Source organism: Pseudomonas sp. UBT, assembly GCF_050915955.1.
In the GTDB taxonomy this organism is placed as follows: Bacteria; Pseudomonadota; Gammaproteobacteria; order Pseudomonadales; family Pseudomonadaceae; genus Aquipseudomonas; species Aquipseudomonas antarctica_A.
On sequence record NZ_CP168079.1, the window covers coordinates 374,290 to 390,302 of the forward strand.

A 16,013-nucleotide genomic window follows, 5' to 3' on the forward strand; every position below is an offset into this window, starting at 1 on the left:
GGAGGATCTGTAATGACCACGGAAAAAGTGAAGTACGGCGTACATTCCGAAGCCGGCAAACTGCGTAAAGTCATGGTGTGCTCCCCAGGTTTGGCCCACCAGCGGCTGACCCCCAACAACTGCGATGAACTGCTGTTTGATGACGTGCTGTGGGTCGCCCAGGCCAAGCGCGATCATTTCGACTTCGTCACCAAGATGCGCGAGCGGGACATTGATGTGCTGGAAATGCACAACCTGCTGACCGATATCGTCACCATCCCCGAAGCCCTGGACTGGATCCTGCAACGCAAGATCACCGCGAATACGGTTGGCCTGGGCCTGATCGATGAAGTCAGCTCCTGGCTGCGCAGCCTGGAGCCGCGCAAAATCAGCGAATTCCTGATTGGTGGCGTGTCGGCCGATGACCTGCCGAGCAGTTTCGGTGGCAAGACCATCGAGATGTTCCGCGACTTCCTCGGCCACGCAAGCTTCATTCTGCCGCCGCTGCCGAACACGCAGTTCACTCGCGACACTACCTGCTGGATCTACGGCGGCGTGACGCTGAACCCTATGTACTGGCCGGCGCGACGCCAGGAAACCCTGCTGGCCTCGGCCATCTACAAATTCCACCCCGAGTTCACTAACGCAGACTTCCAGATCTGGTACGGCGACCCCGACCAGGAACACGGTGCCGCCACGCTGGAAGGCGGCGACGTCATGCCAATTGGCAATGGTGTCGTGCTGATCGGCATGGGCGAACGTTCGTCCCACCAGGCGATTGGCCAACTGGCACGCAACCTGTTCAAAAACAAAGCCGTGGAACGCGTGATCGTTGCCGGCCTGCCGAAGTCCCGCGCGGCGATGCACCTGGACACCGTGTTCAGCTTCTGCGACCGCGACCTGGTCACGATCTTCCCCGAAGTGGTCAACCAGATCATTCCCTTCACCCTGCGCCCTGATGACAGCAAGCCACACGGCATCGATATCCAACGGGAAAAAACCAACTTCCTCGAAACCGTGGCCGCAGCGCTCAACCTCAAGGCGCTGCGTGTGGTCGAGACCGGCGGCAACAGCTTCGCCGCCGAGCGCGAGCAATGGGATGACGGCAACAACGTGGTGGCGCTGGAGCCTGGCGTGGTGATCGGTTACGACCGCAACACCTACACCAACACCCTGCTGCGCAAGGCCGGTGTGGAAGTCATCACCATCAGCGCCGGTGAACTCGGCCGCGGCCGTGGCGGCGGCCACTGCATGACCTGCCCGATCATCCGCGACCCAATCGACTACTAAACCTAACTTTTAACTTATTACGACCCGGCGCTGTGAAAGCGTAGCGAGCGTAGGAAAGACAAGGAAAAAACAGGCGAGGAAGCGGAGTTTACTGGTTGTAAATGAGCATTCCGAGCCTGTTTTTAACGCAGAATTTCCAAGCGCAGTAGCTTTCACAGTGTCGGGGAAGGAGATCCATCATGGCTTTTAATATGCGCAACCGCAGCCTGCTCTCGCTGATGCACCACACCACTCGCGAGCTCAACTACCTGCTGGACCTGTCCCGCGACCTCAAACGCGCCAAATACACTGGCACCGAGCGTCCGCACCTGCAGGGCAAAAACATCGCGCTGATCTTCGAAAAAACCTCGACTCGCACCCGCTGCGCGTTCGAAGTGGCGGCCCATGACCAGGGCGCCCACGTCACCTATATCGACCCGGTGTCGTCGCAAATCGGCCACAAAGAAAGCATGAAAGACACTGCCCGCGTATTGGGCCGGATGTTCGACGCCATCGAGTACCGTGGCTTTGAGCAGGAAATCGTCGAAGAGTTGGCCAAGTTCGCCGGCGTGCCGGTGTTCAACGGCCTCACCGCCGAATTCCACCCGACGCAAATGATCGCCGACACCCTGACCATGCGCGAACACAGCGACAAGCCGCTGCATGACATCAGCTACGCCTACCTGGGCGACGCGCGTTACAACATGGGCAATTCGCTGCTGATGATCGGCGCCAAGCTGGGCATGGACGTGCGCATCGGCGCGCCGAAAGCGTTGTGGCCGCATGAAGATTTCATCAAGCAGTGCCAGGCGTTTGCCGAAGAAAGCGGCGCACGCATCACCATCACCGAAGACCCGAAAGAGGCGGTCAAAGGCGTCGACTTCATCCACACCGATATCTGGGTGTCGATGGGCGAGCCGGTGGAAGCGTGGGACGAGCGTATCGAGCAACTGCTGCCGTACCAGGTCAACGCCAAGATGATGAAAGCCTCGGGCAACCCTCGCGTGAAGTTCATGCACTGCCTGCCGGCGTTCCATAACAGCGAAACCAAGGTCGGCAAGGACATCGCTGCGCGCTACCCAAACCTGGCCAATGGTGTGGAAGTGACCGAGGACGTGTTCGAGTCGCCGGCCAACATCGCGTTTGAGCAAGCGGAAAACCGCATGCACACCATCAAGGCAATCCTGGTGTCGGCGCTCGCGGATATCTAACCCTCACTGTCGAAACACAGTCGGTGTAGGAGCTGGCTTGCCTGCGATGCGGGCACCTCGGTTTCTCAGGAATACCTGGGTGATGCCATCGCGGGCAAGCCCGGCTCCCACACTGATTGCTCTTCGCTCGGAGACCTCGCTGAATTCTAGAAGGACATTTATTATGCGTATCGTCGTTGCACTGGGCGGTAACGCCCTGCTCCGCCGTGGTGAACCCATGACCGCGGACAACCAACGCGCCAATATCCGAATCGCCACCGAACAGATCGCCAAGATCCACCCCGGCAACGAACTGGTGATCGCCCACGGCAATGGCCCACAAGTCGGCCTGCTGTCGTTGCAGGCAGCGGCCTACACCCAGGTTTCGCCTTACCCGCTGGACGTGCTGGGCGCTGAAACCGAAGGCATGATCGGCTACATCATCGAACAGGAACTGGGCAACCTGCTGGACTTCGAAGTGCCGTTTGCGACCCTGCTCACCCAAGTGGAAGTGGACCCCAAAGACCCGGCCTTCAAGAACCCCACCAAGCCTATCGGCCCGGTGTACACCAAAGCCGAAGCCGAAAAGCTCGCTGCCGAAAAAGGCTGGGCCATCGCCCCCGATGGCGATAAATACCGCCGCGTGGTGGCGAGCCCGCGCCCGAAACGCATCTTCGAAATTCGCCCGATCAAGTGGTTGCTGGAAAAAAGCGCCATCGTGATCTGCGCCGGTGGCGGCGGGATTCCAACGATGTATGGCGAAGACGGCACACTGCGCGGCATTGAGGCGGTCATCGACAAAGACCTGTGTTCCTCGCTATTGGCCGCGCAACTGGACGCCGATCTGCTGGTGATCGCCACCGACGTCAACGCGGCCTTTATCGACTTCGGCAAGCCAACCCAGAAGGCCATCGCCCAGGCTCACCCCGACGCAATGGAAAAACTCGGCTTCGCCGCCGGCTCCATGGGGCCGAAGGTGCAAGCGGCGTGTGAGTTCGCCCGCCAGACTGGCAAAACCGCCGTCATCGGTTCACTCTCGGACATCGAAGCCATCGTCCAGGGCAGCGCCGGCACACGCATCAGCACAGCCAAACCCGGGATCAGTTACCTGTGAAGTAGAGGAGAAATGCCTATGGCCACCTTTGAACCTGGTCACCTGCACATCGAACGCCACGCGCTCAACAAGGACGACTACAGCTACAACCTGTGTATCGACTACGAAGTCAGCCAGGATCCAGAGGAAGGCAAGGGAATGCTCTTCAAGATGCACGGCTCGGTGCAAGGCAAGGAGCTCAAGGAGGAGTTCTTCTTGCCCAAGGATCAATCTTTCGACTTCGCCAGGCACGCAATGAAAATCGCGCAGAACTATGGGATGCCGAAGGTTGCGACGCTCAATGGCACGATGCATAAACAGTACGACTTGATGTTTGAAGATGTGCGGCATCAGTTGGATGTGAAGGCGGGAGACCCCATCAAGCCGGAACACCTGGGGTAACCTGCTTGCACTGACACAACACCCTCAATGTGGGAGCGGGCTTGCTCGCGAATACGGTGTATCAGCCATCTATGTGCCGACTGACACACCGTATTCGCGAGCAAGCCCTCTCCCACATTTTGATCTCCATCAGCGCCAAGGCATACTGGCCACCCTCCGCACTCCAGAATCAAGATCCGCCCCATGCGTATCCACGTCAGCTTCATCGACCGCGTCGGCATTACCCAGGAAGTCCTGGCCTTGCTCGGTGGGCGCAATCTCAACCTGGATGCGGTGGAGATGGTGCCGCCCAACGTCTACATCGACGCGCCGACCCTCAGCGCCGAGGTGCTGGAGGAACTGCGCGACGCGTTGTTCAGCGTGCACGGCGTGCAGGCGGTCACCGTGGTGGATATCCTCCCCGGCCAACGCCGCCACCTGCAACTCGATGCCCTGCTGGCCGCTATGACGGACCCGGTGCTGGCCGTGGACAGCGCGGGCAAGATCCTGCTGGCCAACCCGGCGCTGATCGCCCTGTACGGCCGCGAGCCGGCCGGGGAAAGCATCAGCGAACTGTTCAACGACCCGGCGCTGTTGGACACCTTGCTGGAGCAAGGCTTTCGCCTGCCTCTGCGCGAGATCAGCGTCAATGGCCAGACCCTGCTGCTCGACGCCACGCCGATCACCGACGCCGGCGCCCTGCTCACCCTGTACCCACCCAACCGGATCGGCGAACAGTTGTCGGCGCTGCACCACGACCATGCCGAAGGGTTTGACGCGCTGTTGGGCGAGTCGCCAGCAATTCGCACCCTGAAGGCGCGTGCGCAACGGGTGGCGGCGTTGGATGCCCCGCTGTTGATCCAGGGCGAAACCGGCACCGGCAAAGAGCTGGTGGCGCGTGCCTGTCACGCCATCAGCGCACGCCACAGTGCGCCGTTCCTGGCCCTGAACTGCGCGGCATTGCCGGAAAACCTCGCCGAAAGCGAGCTGTTCGGTTATGCCCCGGGCGCCTTTACCGGTGCGCAACGCGGTGGCAAACCTGGGCTGATGGAACTGGCCAACCAGGGCACCGTGTTCCTGGATGAAATCGGCGAAATGTCGCCATACTTGCAGGCCAAGCTGTTGCGGTTTCTCAATGACGGCAGCTTCCGCCGCGTGGGCGGTGACCGCGAAGTGAAGGTCAATGTGCGCATTCTCAGCGCCACCCACCGCGACCTGGAAAAGATGGTCAGCGAGGGCACCTTTCGCGAAGACCTGTTCTACCGCCTCAATGTGCTCAACGTCGAAGTCCCGCCGTTGCGTGAACGCGGCCAGGACATTCTGCTGCTCGCCCGCTACTTCATGCAGCAGGCCTGTGCACAGATCCAGCGCCCCGTGTGCCGTCTGGCACCGGGCACTTACCCGGCGCTGTTGGGCAACCGCTGGCCGGGCAATGTGCGCCAGTTGCAGAACGTGATCTTCCGCGCCGCCGCCATCTGCGAAAGCAGCCTGGTGGACATCGGCGACCTGGACATCGCCGGCACCTCGGTAGCCCGCCAAAACGACGGCGAGGTCGACAGCCTGGAACAGGCGGTGGAAGACTTCGAGCGTAGCCTGCTGGAAAAGCTCTACGCCAGCTACCCCTCGACCCGCCAACTGGCGAGCCGCTTGCAAACCTCTCATACCGCCATTGCCCATCGGCTGCGCAAATACGGCATCCCCAACAAGCCCTGAACGCACCCGATCTAAATGTGGGAGCTGGCTTGCCTGCGATCGCATCACCTCGGTTCAGCTGACAGACCGAGTTGCCTGCATCGCAGGCAAGCCAGCTCCCACAGGGGACTGCATTGCGAATTTGGTCTGAGAACGACATCCGCTGTACTGAAAGCGCTACAGCGTAACGATATCGCTACAACCCTGTTTTTTGCGCGCCATGCAAGGCTTTGATCCACATAGGCTTTTTTTCGCTCGCCCAGCTGTAGCGAAATCGCTACAGCCAGAACGCATAACCTCATAACCAATCTAATTAACTAGTTGATTTATAACGATTTAATGAGATTGGCCGCGATATTGCTAAGCAACTCCCCATTATTCCAATCCCGTCCACCAGACGAATCTGGCCCTGAGGAGTTTCCATGAGCGAGTTGCGTTTCACTGAAGATCACGAATGGCTGCGCGCCGAAGCCGATGGCAGCGTCACCGTGGGTATCACCGCTTTCGCGCAGAACGCGTTGGGTGATGTGGTTTTCGTGCAACTGCCGGAGTTGCAGTCCTACGAGAAGGGCGCAGAAGCCTCCACCGTTGAATCGGTCAAGGCCGCGAGTGGCGTCTACATGCCGCTGGACGGCGAAGTCCTCGAAGTCAACGTCCAACTCGATGGCAGCCCCGAGCTGGTCAACGAAGACCCGATGGGCGAAGGTTGGTTCTTCCGCTTTAAACCCGCCGATGCCGATGCAGTGGCTAAGCTGTTGGATCAGGATGCGTACGACCGCCTGATCAAAGCCAACGCTGAAGCCTGAGGAGCGCGCCATGACTATCAATTTGAGCACCGCCAACGAATTCATCGCCCGTCATATCGGCCCGCGCCAGGAAGACGAGCAGCACATGCTTGCCAGCCTGGGCTTTGACTCCCTGGAAGCCCTGAGCGCCAGCGTGATCCCGGAAAGCATCAAGGGCACCAGCGTGCTCGGCCTGGAAGACGGCCTGAGCGAAGCCGAGGCCCTGGCCAAGATCAAGGCCATCGCCGGCAAGAACCAACTGTTCAAGACTTACATCGGCCAGGGCTACTACAACTGCCACACGCCGTCGCCGATCCTGCGTAACCTGCTGGAAAACCCGGCCTGGTACACCGCCTACACCCCGTACCAGCCAGAGATTTCCCAAGGCCGCCTGGAATCGCTGCTGAACTTCCAGACCCTGATCAGCGACCTCACCGGCCTGCCGATCGCCAACGCCTCCCTGCTCGACGAAGCCACCGCCGCCGCCGAAGCCATGACCTTCTGCAAGCGCCTGAGCAAGAACAAAGGCAGCAACGCGTTCTTCGCCTCCGTGCACAGCCACCCACAAACCCTCGACGTACTGCGCACCCGTGCCGAGCCGCTGGGCATCGACGTGGTGGTGGGCGATGAGCGCGAACTGACCGACGTCAGCCCGTTCTTCGGCGCCCTGCTGCAATACCCGGCCAGCAACGGTGACGTGTTTGATTACCGCAAGCTGACCGAACGCTTCCACGCCGCCAACGCGCTGGTCGCCGTGGCTGCCGACCTGCTGGCCCTGACCCTGCTGACTCCGCCGGGTGAGTTCGGCGCCGACGTGGCCATCGGCAGCGCGCAACGCTTCGGCGTGCCGCTGGGCTTTGGTGGCCCGCACGCGGCCTACTTCTCCACCAAGGATGCGTTCAAGCGCGACATGCCGGGCCGTCTGGTCGGTGTGTCTGTCGACCGTTTCGGCAAGCCGGCCCTGCGCCTGGCCATGCAGACTCGCGAGCAACATATCCGCCGCGAGAAAGCCACCAGCAACATCTGCACCGCCCAGGTATTGCTGGCCAACATCGCCAGCATGTACGCCGTGTACCACGGCCCTAAAGGCCTGACCCAGATCGCCCAGCGCATTCACCAGCTGACTGCGATCCTGGCCAAAGGCTTGACCGCCCTGGGCTTGAAGGTCGAGCAGGAACACTTCTTCGACACCCTGACCCTCAACACTGGCGCCCACACGGCCGCCCTGCACGACAAGGCCCGCGCCCAGCGCATCAACCTGCGTGTGGTCGATGCTCAGCGTCTGGGCCTGTCGGTCGACGAAACCACCACCCAGGCCGATATCGAAACCCTGTGGACCCTCTTTGCCGACGGCAAAACACTGCCGGACTTCAATGCCAAGGTCGACAGCACCCTGCCGGCCGCGCTGCTGCGCCAATCGCCGATCCTCAGCCACCCGGTGTTCAACCGTTATCACTCGGAAACCGAGCTGATGCGCTACCTGCGCAAGCTGGCCGACAAGGACCTGGCACTGGACCGCACCATGATCCCGCTAGGCTCGTGCACCATGAAGCTCAACGCCGCCAGCGAAATGATTCCGGTGACCTGGGCCGAGTTCGGTGCCCTGCACCCGTTCGCCCCGGCCGAGCAAAGTGCCGGCTACCTGCAACTGACGTCCGAGCTGGAGGCCATGCTCTGCGCAGCCACCGGTTATGACGCCATCTCGCTGCAACCGAACGCCGGTTCCCAGGGCGAGTACGCCGGCCTTTTGGCCATCCGTGCCTACCACCAGAGCCGTGGCGAAGAACGCCGTGACATCTGCCTGATCCCATCGTCGGCCCACGGCACCAACCCCGCTACCGCCAACATGGCCGGCATGCGCGTGGTCGTGACCGCGTGCGACGCACGTGGCAACGTGGACATCGAAGACCTGCGCGCCAAGGCCATCGAGCACCGCGAACACCTCGCCGCACTGATGATCACCTACCCGTCCACCCACGGCGTGTTCGAAGAAGGCATCCGCGAAATCTGCGGCGTCATTCACGACAACGGCGGCCAGGTGTACATCGACGGCGCCAACATGAACGCGATGGTCGGCCTGTGCGCACCGGGCAAGTTTGGCGGCGACGTGTCCCACCTGAACCTGCACAAGACCTTCTGCATTCCCCACGGCGGTGGCGGCCCGGGTGTTGGCCCGATTGGCGTCAAATCCCACCTCACGCCATTCCTGCCCGGCCACGCAGCCATGGAACGTAAGGAAGGCGCGGTGTGCGCGGCGCCATTCGGCAGCGCGAGCATCCTGCCGATCACCTGGATGTACATCAGCATGATGGGCGGCGCGGGCCTCAAGCGTGCTTCGCAGCTGGCGATCCTGAATGCCAACTACATTTCCCGTCGCCTCGAAGAGCACTACCCAGTGCTGTACACCGGCAGCAACGGCCTGGTGGCGCACGAGTGCATCCTGGACCTGCGCCCATTGAAAGACAGCAGCGGCATCAGCGTGGACGACGTGGCCAAGCGCCTGATCGACTTCGGCTTCCATGCGCCGACCATGTCGTTCCCGGTAGCGGGCACGCTGATGATCGAGCCGACCGAAAGCGAATCCAAGGAAGAGCTGGACCGCTTCTGTGACGCGATGATTGCCATCCGTGAGGAAATTCGCGCGGTGGAAAACGGCACCCTGGACAAGGAAGACAACCCACTGAAAAACGCCCCGCACACGGCGGCCGAACTGGTGGGCGAATGGAGCCACCCGTACAGCCGTGAACAAGCGGTGTACCCGGTTGCGTCGTTGATCGAAGGCAAGTACTGGCCGCCGGTTGGCCGGGTCGACAACGTGTTTGGCGATCGCAACCTGGTGTGTGCGTGCCCGTCGATCGAGCTTTACGCGTAAAGCAGTCATAAAAAAGCAGCCATAAGCTGCAAGCTTCAAGCGGCAAGTTAAGAGCCGAGTGGCTCATTCTTGCGGCTTGCGGCTTGCCGCTGCCCCTATAACAAGAAACCGGAGAACAACAATGTCTTTAAGCGTGTTCGACCTGTTCAAGATTGGCATCGGCCCCTCCAGTTCCCACACTGTTGGCCCGATGCGCGCTGCCGCCCGATTCGTCGAAGGCCTCAAGCGCGATAACCTGCTGAGCGCCACCACCGGCATCAAGGTGGAACTCTATGGATCGCTGGGCGCCACCGGCAAAGGCCACGGCAGTGACAAGGCCGTGCTACTGGGCCTGGAAGGCGAACACCCGGACACCGTCAATACTGAAACCGTGGCTGCACGCCTCGCGCAAATGCGCAGCGACGGTCGCTTGAACCTGCTCGGCGAACACAGCATTGCGTTCAATGAGAAAGAACACCTGGCGATGATTCGCAAACCCCTTGCCTACCATCCCAACGGCATGATTTTTCGTGCCTTCGATGCGGCGGGTATCCAGATTCGCAGCCGCGAGTACTACTCGGTCGGCGGCGGGTTTGTGGTGGATGAAGATGCCGCCGGCGCCGACCGCATTGTCGAAGACACCACGCCGCTGACCTTTCCCTTCAAGCACGCCAAGGACTTGTTGGGGCATTGCGCCACCTACGGGCTGTCGATCAGCCAAGTGATGCTGACCAATGAAAGTGCCTGGCGCCCGGAAGCGGAAACCCGCGCCGGTCTATTGAAAATCTGGCAAGTGATGCAGGACTGCGTCGACGCCGGCTGTCGCAACGAAGGGATTTTGCCCGGCGGCTTGAAGGTCAAGCGCCGCGCCGCCGCCCTGCATCGCCAGCTGTGCAAGAACCCGGAATCGGCGCTGCGCGATCCGCTGTCGGTGCTCGACTGGGTCAACCTGTACGCGTTGGCGGTCAACGAAGAAAACGCCAATGGCGGCCGCGTGGTGACCGCGCCCACCAACGGTGCAGCCGGGATTGTGCCGGCCGTGTTGCATTACTACATGCGGTTTATCCCCGGCGCGAACGAGGACGGCGTGGTGCGCTTTCTGCTCACCGCCGCCGCCATCGGCATTTTGTACAAGGAAAACGCTTCGATCTCCGGGGCCGAAGTCGGCTGCCAGGGTGAAGTCGGCGTGGCCTGCTCGATGGCGGCCGGCGCGTTGTGCGAAGTGCTGGGCGGCAGCGTGTCCCAAGTGGAAAACGCCGCCGAGATCGGTATGGAGCACAACCTCGGCCTGACCTGCGACCCGATTGGCGGGCTGGTGCAGGTGCCGTGCATCGAGCGCAATGCCATGGGCTCGGTCAAGGCGATCAATGCGGTGCGGATGGCTTTGCGCGGTGACGGGCAGCACTTCGTCTCGCTGGATAAAGTCATCCGCACCATGCGCCAGACCGGCGCCGATATGAAAAGCAAATACAAGGAAACCGCCCGTGGCGGTTTGGCGGTCAACATTATCGAGTGCTGACGCCTACAAGCGCGTCCGCACGTTTTTCAGGAGCTGAACATGTCCACCGAAACCCTGTTGAAAACCCCATTGCACGCCCTGCACCTCGAACTGGGCGCGCGCATGGTGCCCTTCGCCGGCTACGACATGCCGGTGCAATACCCGCTGGGCGTGATGAAAGAACACCTGCACACCCGTGAACACGCCGGGTTGTTCGACGTGTCCCACATGGGCCAAATCCGCCTGACCGGCGCCAATGCCGCCAAAGCCCTGGAAACGCTGGTGCCCGTCGACATCATCGACCTGCCGGTCGGCATGCAGCGCTACGCCATGTTCACCAACGACCAGGGCGGCATTCTCGACGACCTGATGGTGGCCAACCTGGGTAACGACGAACTGTTCCTGGTGGTCAACGCCGCCTGCAAGGACCAGGACCTGGCGCACCTGCGCAAACATATCGGCGACCAGTGCACCATTGAGTCGCTGTTCGAAGAGCGCGCCTTGCTGGCCCTGCAAGGCCCGGCGGCCGTGAAGGTCCTGGCGCGCCTGGCCCCTGAAGTGACCAAGATGACATTCATGCAGTTCGCCAGCCTGCGCCTGTTGGGTGTGGACTGCTACGTCAGCCGCTCCGGTTACACGGGCGAAGACGGTTTTGAAATCTCGGTGCCGGCCGCCAACGCCGAAAGCCTTGCGCGCAGCCTGCTGGCCGAAGCCGAAGTGCAAGCCATCGGCCTGGGCGCCCGCGACTCGCTGCGCCTGGAAGCGGGCCTGTGCCTGTACGGCCACGACATGAACACCGAGACCACCCCCATCGAAGCCAGCCTGCTGTGGGCGATCTCCAAGGCCCGCCGTGCCGACGGCGCACGTGCCGGTGGTTTCCCGGGTGCCGAGCGCATTTTCAGCCAACAGCAAGCCGGTGTGAGCCGCAAGCGTGTCGGCCTGCTGCCACAGGAACGCACGCCCGTGCGTGAAGGCGCCGAAATCGTCGATGAACACGGCACCGTGATCGGCAGCGTGTGCAGCGGTGGCTTCGGCCCGACGTTGGGCGGCCCGCTTGCCATGGGTTACCTGGACAGTGCGTTTATTGCACTCGACACCGAAGTGTCTGCGTTGGTACGTGGGAAAAAGGTGCCACTGCGTGTAAGTAAAATGCCATTTGTACCGCAGCGTTACTATCGTGGCTGATTGACTGTTCCTATAAGTAACGCGGTTGCGTTAACGTGCACTAAACTGTAACGCAACCGCCATAAAACAGTGCATCCGCGATAGTCAATGTAATAGGGGCCCACCGATAACAAGTGATCAACTCTATCGAATAAGCGGGTTCCATATTGTTGATCAAACAGTCATGAAGCCAAGCAAACGCTGGGCTTTTGGCAGGGCTTGTTTTTTCTCCATTAGTTGGCGTAGAGTTTGCTCACTGTGTTTGCATGGGTCGCTTTGAACCTGGACCTGGGCAGTAGCCAAAGTTTGCTACAACCCGTTCGACGTCTCTTACTTTCCTGCAACCCAGCCCAGTACTCTTTCATGTGAAAGGGGCTGTCATTAATTTTTAGCGTCAAGGAAATAAGAAAATGGCTGATCGTCAGAGCGGTACCGTCAAGTGGTTTAACGACGAGAAAGGGTTTGGTTTTATCACTCCAGAAAGCGGTCCGGATCTGTTCGTCCATTTCCGCGCTATTCAGGGCAACGGCTTCAAGAGCCTCAAAGAAGGCCAGAAAGTGACTTTCATCGCCGTGCAGGGCCAGAAAGGCATGCAGGCTGACGAAGTACAAGCAGAAGGCTGATCCCTGCTGCGACAAAAAGCCCCTGATGGTGACATCAGGGGCTTTTTTATAAGCGTTTATCCGTAAAATGGCTTTTTTCTTAAGAGAAACTGCCATGTCCAAACCCCTGCTGAGCCCCCAAGGCGAGTTTCCCGCCGTCGGCCTGGGCCGTCGTCTGGCAGCGATGTTCTATGACTTTCTGTTGTGCACGGCCCTGCTGATCGTCACGGCGTTTATCTACAAGATGGTGTGGATGGCGTTTATCGGCGAAGCCAAGATGCGCACGCTCACCGAATCCGGCGCGCTGGACGGCGACCCGCTGCTGTCGACGATTTTGTTTTTTGTATTGTTTGGTTTTTTTGCCAAATTCTGGACCCATTCCGGGCAGACGCTGGGCATGCAGGTGTGGGGCGTGCGCGTACAGAACGCCGACGGCTCACGCATCAGCCTGTGGCAGGCGCTGTTGCGGTTTGTGGTGTCGATTGCGTCGTGGTTGTGCGTGGGGCTGGGGTTTATCTGGTCGCTGTTTGATAAACAGAAACGCAGCTGGCATGACATTTATTCGGATACCCAACTGGTGCGGATTCCGAAGCAGAAGAAATAATTCCAAACTGCACAAAACAACTGTGGGAGCTGGCTTGCCTGCGATGCGGGCACCTCGGTCTATCAGGCAGACCAGGGTGATGCTATCGCAGGCAAGCCAGCTCCCACATTTTGACCGCGTTTACAATTAAATTAAGCGTTGCCGGCGAGCTTCAAGCGCGCAGCCTGGGTGAAGTCCAGCATGCGCTTTAACGGGCGCACGGCGTGTGGAATCACCGACGGCTCGACGAAGATCTCATTACTGCCCTCACGCAAGCACTGCAGTGTGCGCTCCAGCGTGTTCATCGCCATCCACGGGCAGTGCGCGCAACTGCGGCACGCCGCGCCGTTGCCGGCAGTAGGCGCTTCGATGAAGACTTTATCCGGGCACAACTGCTGCATCTTGTAGAAAATGCCGCGGTCGGTCGCCACGATGAACGTCTTGTTCGGCAAACGCTGTGCGGCGGCAATCAGCTGGCTGGTGGAGCCCACCGCGTCCGCCAGCTCGATCACCCCGGTCGGCGACTCCGGGTGCACCAGAATCGCCGCGTCCGGATACAGCGCCTTCATGTCTTCAAGCTGCTTGGACTTGAACTCCTCGTGGACGATGCACGCCCCGTCCCACAGCAACATATCCGCGCCGGTCTGGCGCTGGATGTAGGTGCCCAAGTGCTTGTCCGGGCCCCAGATAATTGTCTCGCCGTTGTCCATCAGGCTTTCGACGATTTCCAGTGCGCAGCTGGAGGTCACGACCCAATCCGCCCGGGCTTTGACCGCCGCCGAGGTGTTGGCGTAGACCACCACGGTGCGCTCGGGATGCTGGTCGCAAAATGCCGAAAACTCATCCACCGGGCAGCCCAGGTCCAGGGAACACGTGGCTTCCAGGGTGGGCATGAGGATGCGTTTTTCGGGGGTGAGGATTTTGGCGGTCTCGCCCATGAAACGCACACCGGCAACCAATACGGTCTTGGCCGGGTGGGCAGCGCCGAAGCGCGCCATTTCCAGGGAGTCGGAGACACAGCCGCCGGTTTCTTCGGCCAGGGCCTGAATCACCGGGTCGCAATAAAAGTGGGCAACCAGCACCGCGTCTTGAGCCTTGAGCTCGGCGGCGATGGCGACACGCAGGCTCGCCTCTTCTTCGGCGCTGAGGGCCTTGGGCTGCTTGGCGTCGAGGTGAGCTTGAACCAGTAGGCGTTCGGAAATTTGCGTCATGTTCGCAAGACCTGCAGGCGCAGTTGCGCGAAAGTCGAGTGTACCACCGGCTCTGGAGCCCTTCGGGCGCCGCCGGACGAAGTGATTGTGTTCATCAAGCACGGGTGAAGCTGCGCAAGGCTACAGAATATCGAATGGATTCAAAAGCCTAATCTGGCATTCACAGGTGCATCGGTTGGGCAAAAAAAAACGGGAAACCCGACGCAGGGGTTTCCCGTTTTCCAACCGGTGTCAGCGCTGCAGTACGGAAGGGTCTTCCTGCAGCATCACCGAGTCATGCAGGCTCGCCAACGCATCCTTTAGCGTTGACTGCTCCAGCGCATCCTTGGATTTTTTGCTTTCCTGGGCCGCGTGCTCAAGCAACGCCAGGTAGTCGCGCCTGGATGAGCCCTCCTTCGGCACCACGGTGTCCTCTACCAGCTTGGCCATCACATATTTCTGCGTATGGGTGTTCTGTACAGCCGTTTGCGAGACAGACGCGCGGGCCAGTTGGCCGTCTTTGTAGGCGAAGCTCGCCGTACTGCTGGCCTTGTCCTGCACTTGCACATACAGGTAGTTCTGCGATTCACGGTTGCCGTCAAAAACCGGCGGTTTGCCACCGTTGAGGCTGGTGTGGAAGTTCGCAGAAAGCGCCGACTGCTGGTGCTGGGTAACGCTACGATCTGCGGTACTGCGCCCGTTGACCTGGGTTTTCTGCGACACGTTGTAGGAAAAGCTATCGACTTCCGACGGGCGCATTGGGTTGGTGCCGTCAACAGCCTGCTGGATCGAGGCTTTGAAGTCAGCCAGGCCAGTCAACAGGCCTTTGTCGCTTGGGTTGTTGCTCAAGGCGGCGGGAGCGGTCGTGCCTTGTGGATAATTGCTGTTCATGGCGCTGAATGCGTCCTTGAACATTGCCATCAAGTCCGCATTGGCACTGCCGCGCTGTTGCACCCGGTCAAATTGGGCAAGGTAGGTTTTCAGCGCATTGGCTTGTTGTTTGGCATCGCCAAGGATCGTCGCGTTTTTGAGGTCCACTGCCAGGTCAATGTTACCGGCCGGGCCACTCATTCGTGTGGTACGGCTCTGACTGTCGGCGTGAAAAGCCAGGCTCAGGTCCTTGCCGTCCAGGGCCTTCAGGTTGGCATTGAGGTCGACGGAAGCCAGCACCTGGGTATCGAACTGGGTCAACTTGCTCAGATCGAGTTTTGGTGGCACGGCGGTCAGCCCGTCCACCGAGGCCTGGAAGGCACTGCCCAATTGACCGACGGCCTTGAGCTCATCAGCCGTCAAGTCGCCGCCCTCTACCGTGGCCTGCACACCCAGGCCATCTTTCTGGCTGGACAGGCTGAAGGTGACGGTCTTGCCGCTGGCGGTCTTGATGCTGAGGCTGACCTGGTTGTCGGCCTTGTTGTGCAGTACCGTCTGGTCGGTCTTGATCGCGCCGGCGTCCCCGGCCCGGGCAGCCGTGGTGTTGAGCACGGACTGTGAAATACCGACACCGCCGCCCTGGGTGAACTGATCCACCAACGCCGCGCCCAGGCCGCTGTAGCGACTGGCCGTGGAGATCGAATTAAAGCTGCTGTTGATGGCCTTGGTCACTGCATCCTGGCTGCTGTTTTCCCAGGCCCGCACCGTTTCCTGGCCGGGCATCTGCCCGTCTCGAGAGTAGATATCGACGACATCAGCCGCTGGATTGCCGAGGCTGACCACCGCAGAGGGCCGAACCGGAGAGA

13 protein-coding genes are annotated in these 16,013 nt (G+C 60.5%); 11 read left to right on the forward strand and 2 right to left on the reverse strand.

What is annotated here, in order from left to right; genetic code table 11:
* Positions 1-12: 12 nt before the first annotated feature.
* From arcA to ACDZ94_RS01830, 11 genes are all read left to right on the forward strand, one after another.
* Positions 13-1,269 carry an arginine deiminase gene (gene arcA / locus ACDZ94_RS01780; protein ID WP_064453903.1) on the forward strand — a complete coding sequence of 419 codons (1,257 nt, stop codon included), beginning with the start codon at positions 13-15 and terminating at the stop codon, positions 1,267-1,269.
* A 179-nt stretch (positions 1,270-1,448) separates the two neighbouring features.
* On the forward strand, positions 1,449-2,459 hold the full coding sequence (locus ACDZ94_RS01785; protein WP_064453904.1) for an ornithine carbamoyltransferase: 1,011 nt from the start codon (positions 1,449-1,451) through the stop codon (positions 2,457-2,459).
* 163 nt (positions 2,460-2,622) lie between these two features.
* Positions 2,623-3,552 (forward strand): carbamate kinase, encoded by a 930-nt coding sequence (arcC, locus tag ACDZ94_RS01790; RefSeq protein WP_064453905.1) that lies wholly within the window; start codon positions 2,623-2,625, stop codon positions 3,550-3,552.
* A gap of 18 nt (positions 3,553-3,570) precedes the next feature.
* Positions 3,571-3,933 (forward strand): DUF5064 family protein, encoded by a 363-nt coding sequence (locus ACDZ94_RS01795; RefSeq protein WP_064453906.1) that lies wholly within the window; start codon positions 3,571-3,573, stop codon positions 3,931-3,933.
* Positions 3,934-4,116: 183 nt separating this feature from the next.
* The gene (locus ACDZ94_RS01800; protein ID WP_432750992.1) at positions 4,117-5,625 is read left to right on the forward strand and encodes a sigma-54-dependent transcriptional regulator; all 1,509 of its coding nucleotides are present in this window, start codon (positions 4,117-4,119) and stop codon (positions 5,623-5,625) included.
* Between the two features lie 401 nt (positions 5,626-6,026).
* Positions 6,027-6,410 (forward strand): glycine cleavage system protein GcvH, encoded by a 384-nt coding sequence (gene gcvH / locus ACDZ94_RS01805; RefSeq protein WP_407016256.1) that lies wholly within the window; start codon positions 6,027-6,029, stop codon positions 6,408-6,410.
* A gap of 10 nt (positions 6,411-6,420) precedes the next feature.
* The gene (gene gcvP, locus ACDZ94_RS01810) at positions 6,421-9,261 is read left to right on the forward strand and encodes an aminomethyl-transferring glycine dehydrogenase (protein ID WP_432750993.1); all 2,841 of its coding nucleotides are present in this window, start codon (positions 6,421-6,423) and stop codon (positions 9,259-9,261) included.
* A 121-nt stretch (positions 9,262-9,382) separates the two neighbouring features.
* Complete coding sequence (locus ACDZ94_RS01815) at positions 9,383-10,759, forward strand: L-serine ammonia-lyase (protein ID WP_064453910.1); 1,377 nt, start codon at positions 9,383-9,385, stop codon at positions 10,757-10,759.
* 39 nt (positions 10,760-10,798) lie between these two features.
* Positions 10,799-11,923 carry a glycine cleavage system aminomethyltransferase GcvT gene (gene gcvT / locus ACDZ94_RS01820; protein WP_432750994.1) on the forward strand — a complete coding sequence of 375 codons (1,125 nt, stop codon included), beginning with the start codon at positions 10,799-10,801 and terminating at the stop codon, positions 11,921-11,923.
* A 389-nt stretch (positions 11,924-12,312) separates the two neighbouring features.
* Positions 12,313-12,525: a cold-shock protein gene (locus ACDZ94_RS01825; RefSeq protein WP_003220045.1), complete on the forward strand. Its 213-nt coding sequence runs from the start codon at positions 12,313-12,315 to the stop codon at positions 12,523-12,525.
* A gap of 94 nt (positions 12,526-12,619) precedes the next feature.
* Positions 12,620-13,108 (forward strand): RDD family protein, encoded by a 489-nt coding sequence (locus ACDZ94_RS01830; RefSeq protein WP_064453912.1) that lies wholly within the window; start codon positions 12,620-12,622, stop codon positions 13,106-13,108.
* Between the two features lie 131 nt (positions 13,109-13,239).
* Here ACDZ94_RS01830 and nadA read toward each other — a convergent pair whose 3' ends face one another.
* Together nadA and ACDZ94_RS01840 are read right to left on the reverse strand one after the other, a co-directional pair.
* Positions 13,240-14,298, reverse strand: a complete 1,059-nt coding sequence (gene nadA / locus ACDZ94_RS01835) for a quinolinate synthase NadA (protein WP_432750995.1) — start codon at positions 14,296-14,298, stop codon at positions 13,240-13,242.
* Positions 14,299-14,529: 231 nt separating this feature from the next.
* A complete protein-coding gene (locus ACDZ94_RS01840; protein ID WP_432751478.1) occupies positions 14,530-15,930 on the reverse strand; it encodes a lactate dehydrogenase in 1,401 nt (466 codons plus the stop codon).
* Positions 15,931-16,013: the final 83 nt, after the last annotated feature.

Bases quoted from the DNA above. Each gene is read 5' to 3' on its own strand.
- arcC (WP_064453905.1), top strand. From the start codon at position 2,623: ATGCGTATCGTCGTTGCACTGGGCGGTAACGCCCTGCTCCGCCGTGGT.
- ACDZ94_RS01840 (WP_432751478.1), bottom strand. From the start codon at position 15,930: ATGCCCGGCCAGGAAACGGTGCGGGCCTGGGAAAACAGCAGCCAGGAT.
- gcvP (WP_432750993.1), top strand. From the start codon at position 6,421: ATGACTATCAATTTGAGCACCGCCAACGAATTCATCGCCCGTCATATC.
- ACDZ94_RS01825 (WP_003220045.1), top strand. From the start codon at position 12,313: ATGGCTGATCGTCAGAGCGGTACCGTCAAGTGGTTTAACGACGAGAAA.
- ACDZ94_RS01785 (WP_064453904.1), top strand. From the start codon at position 1,449: ATGGCTTTTAATATGCGCAACCGCAGCCTGCTCTCGCTGATGCACCAC.
- ACDZ94_RS01815 (WP_064453910.1), top strand. From the start codon at position 9,383: ATGTCTTTAAGCGTGTTCGACCTGTTCAAGATTGGCATCGGCCCCTCC.
- ACDZ94_RS01800 (WP_432750992.1), top strand. From the start codon at position 4,117: ATGCGTATCCACGTCAGCTTCATCGACCGCGTCGGCATTACCCAGGAA.
- nadA (WP_432750995.1), bottom strand. From the start codon at position 14,298: ATGACGCAAATTTCCGAACGCCTACTGGTTCAAGCTCACCTCGACGCC.
- ACDZ94_RS01830 (WP_064453912.1), top strand. From the start codon at position 12,620: ATGTCCAAACCCCTGCTGAGCCCCCAAGGCGAGTTTCCCGCCGTCGGC.
- ACDZ94_RS01795 (WP_064453906.1), top strand. From the start codon at position 3,571: ATGGCCACCTTTGAACCTGGTCACCTGCACATCGAACGCCACGCGCTC.
- arcA (WP_064453903.1), top strand. From the start codon at position 13: ATGACCACGGAAAAAGTGAAGTACGGCGTACATTCCGAAGCCGGCAAA.
- gcvH (WP_407016256.1), top strand. From the start codon at position 6,027: ATGAGCGAGTTGCGTTTCACTGAAGATCACGAATGGCTGCGCGCCGAA.
- gcvT (WP_432750994.1), top strand. From the start codon at position 10,799: ATGTCCACCGAAACCCTGTTGAAAACCCCATTGCACGCCCTGCACCTC.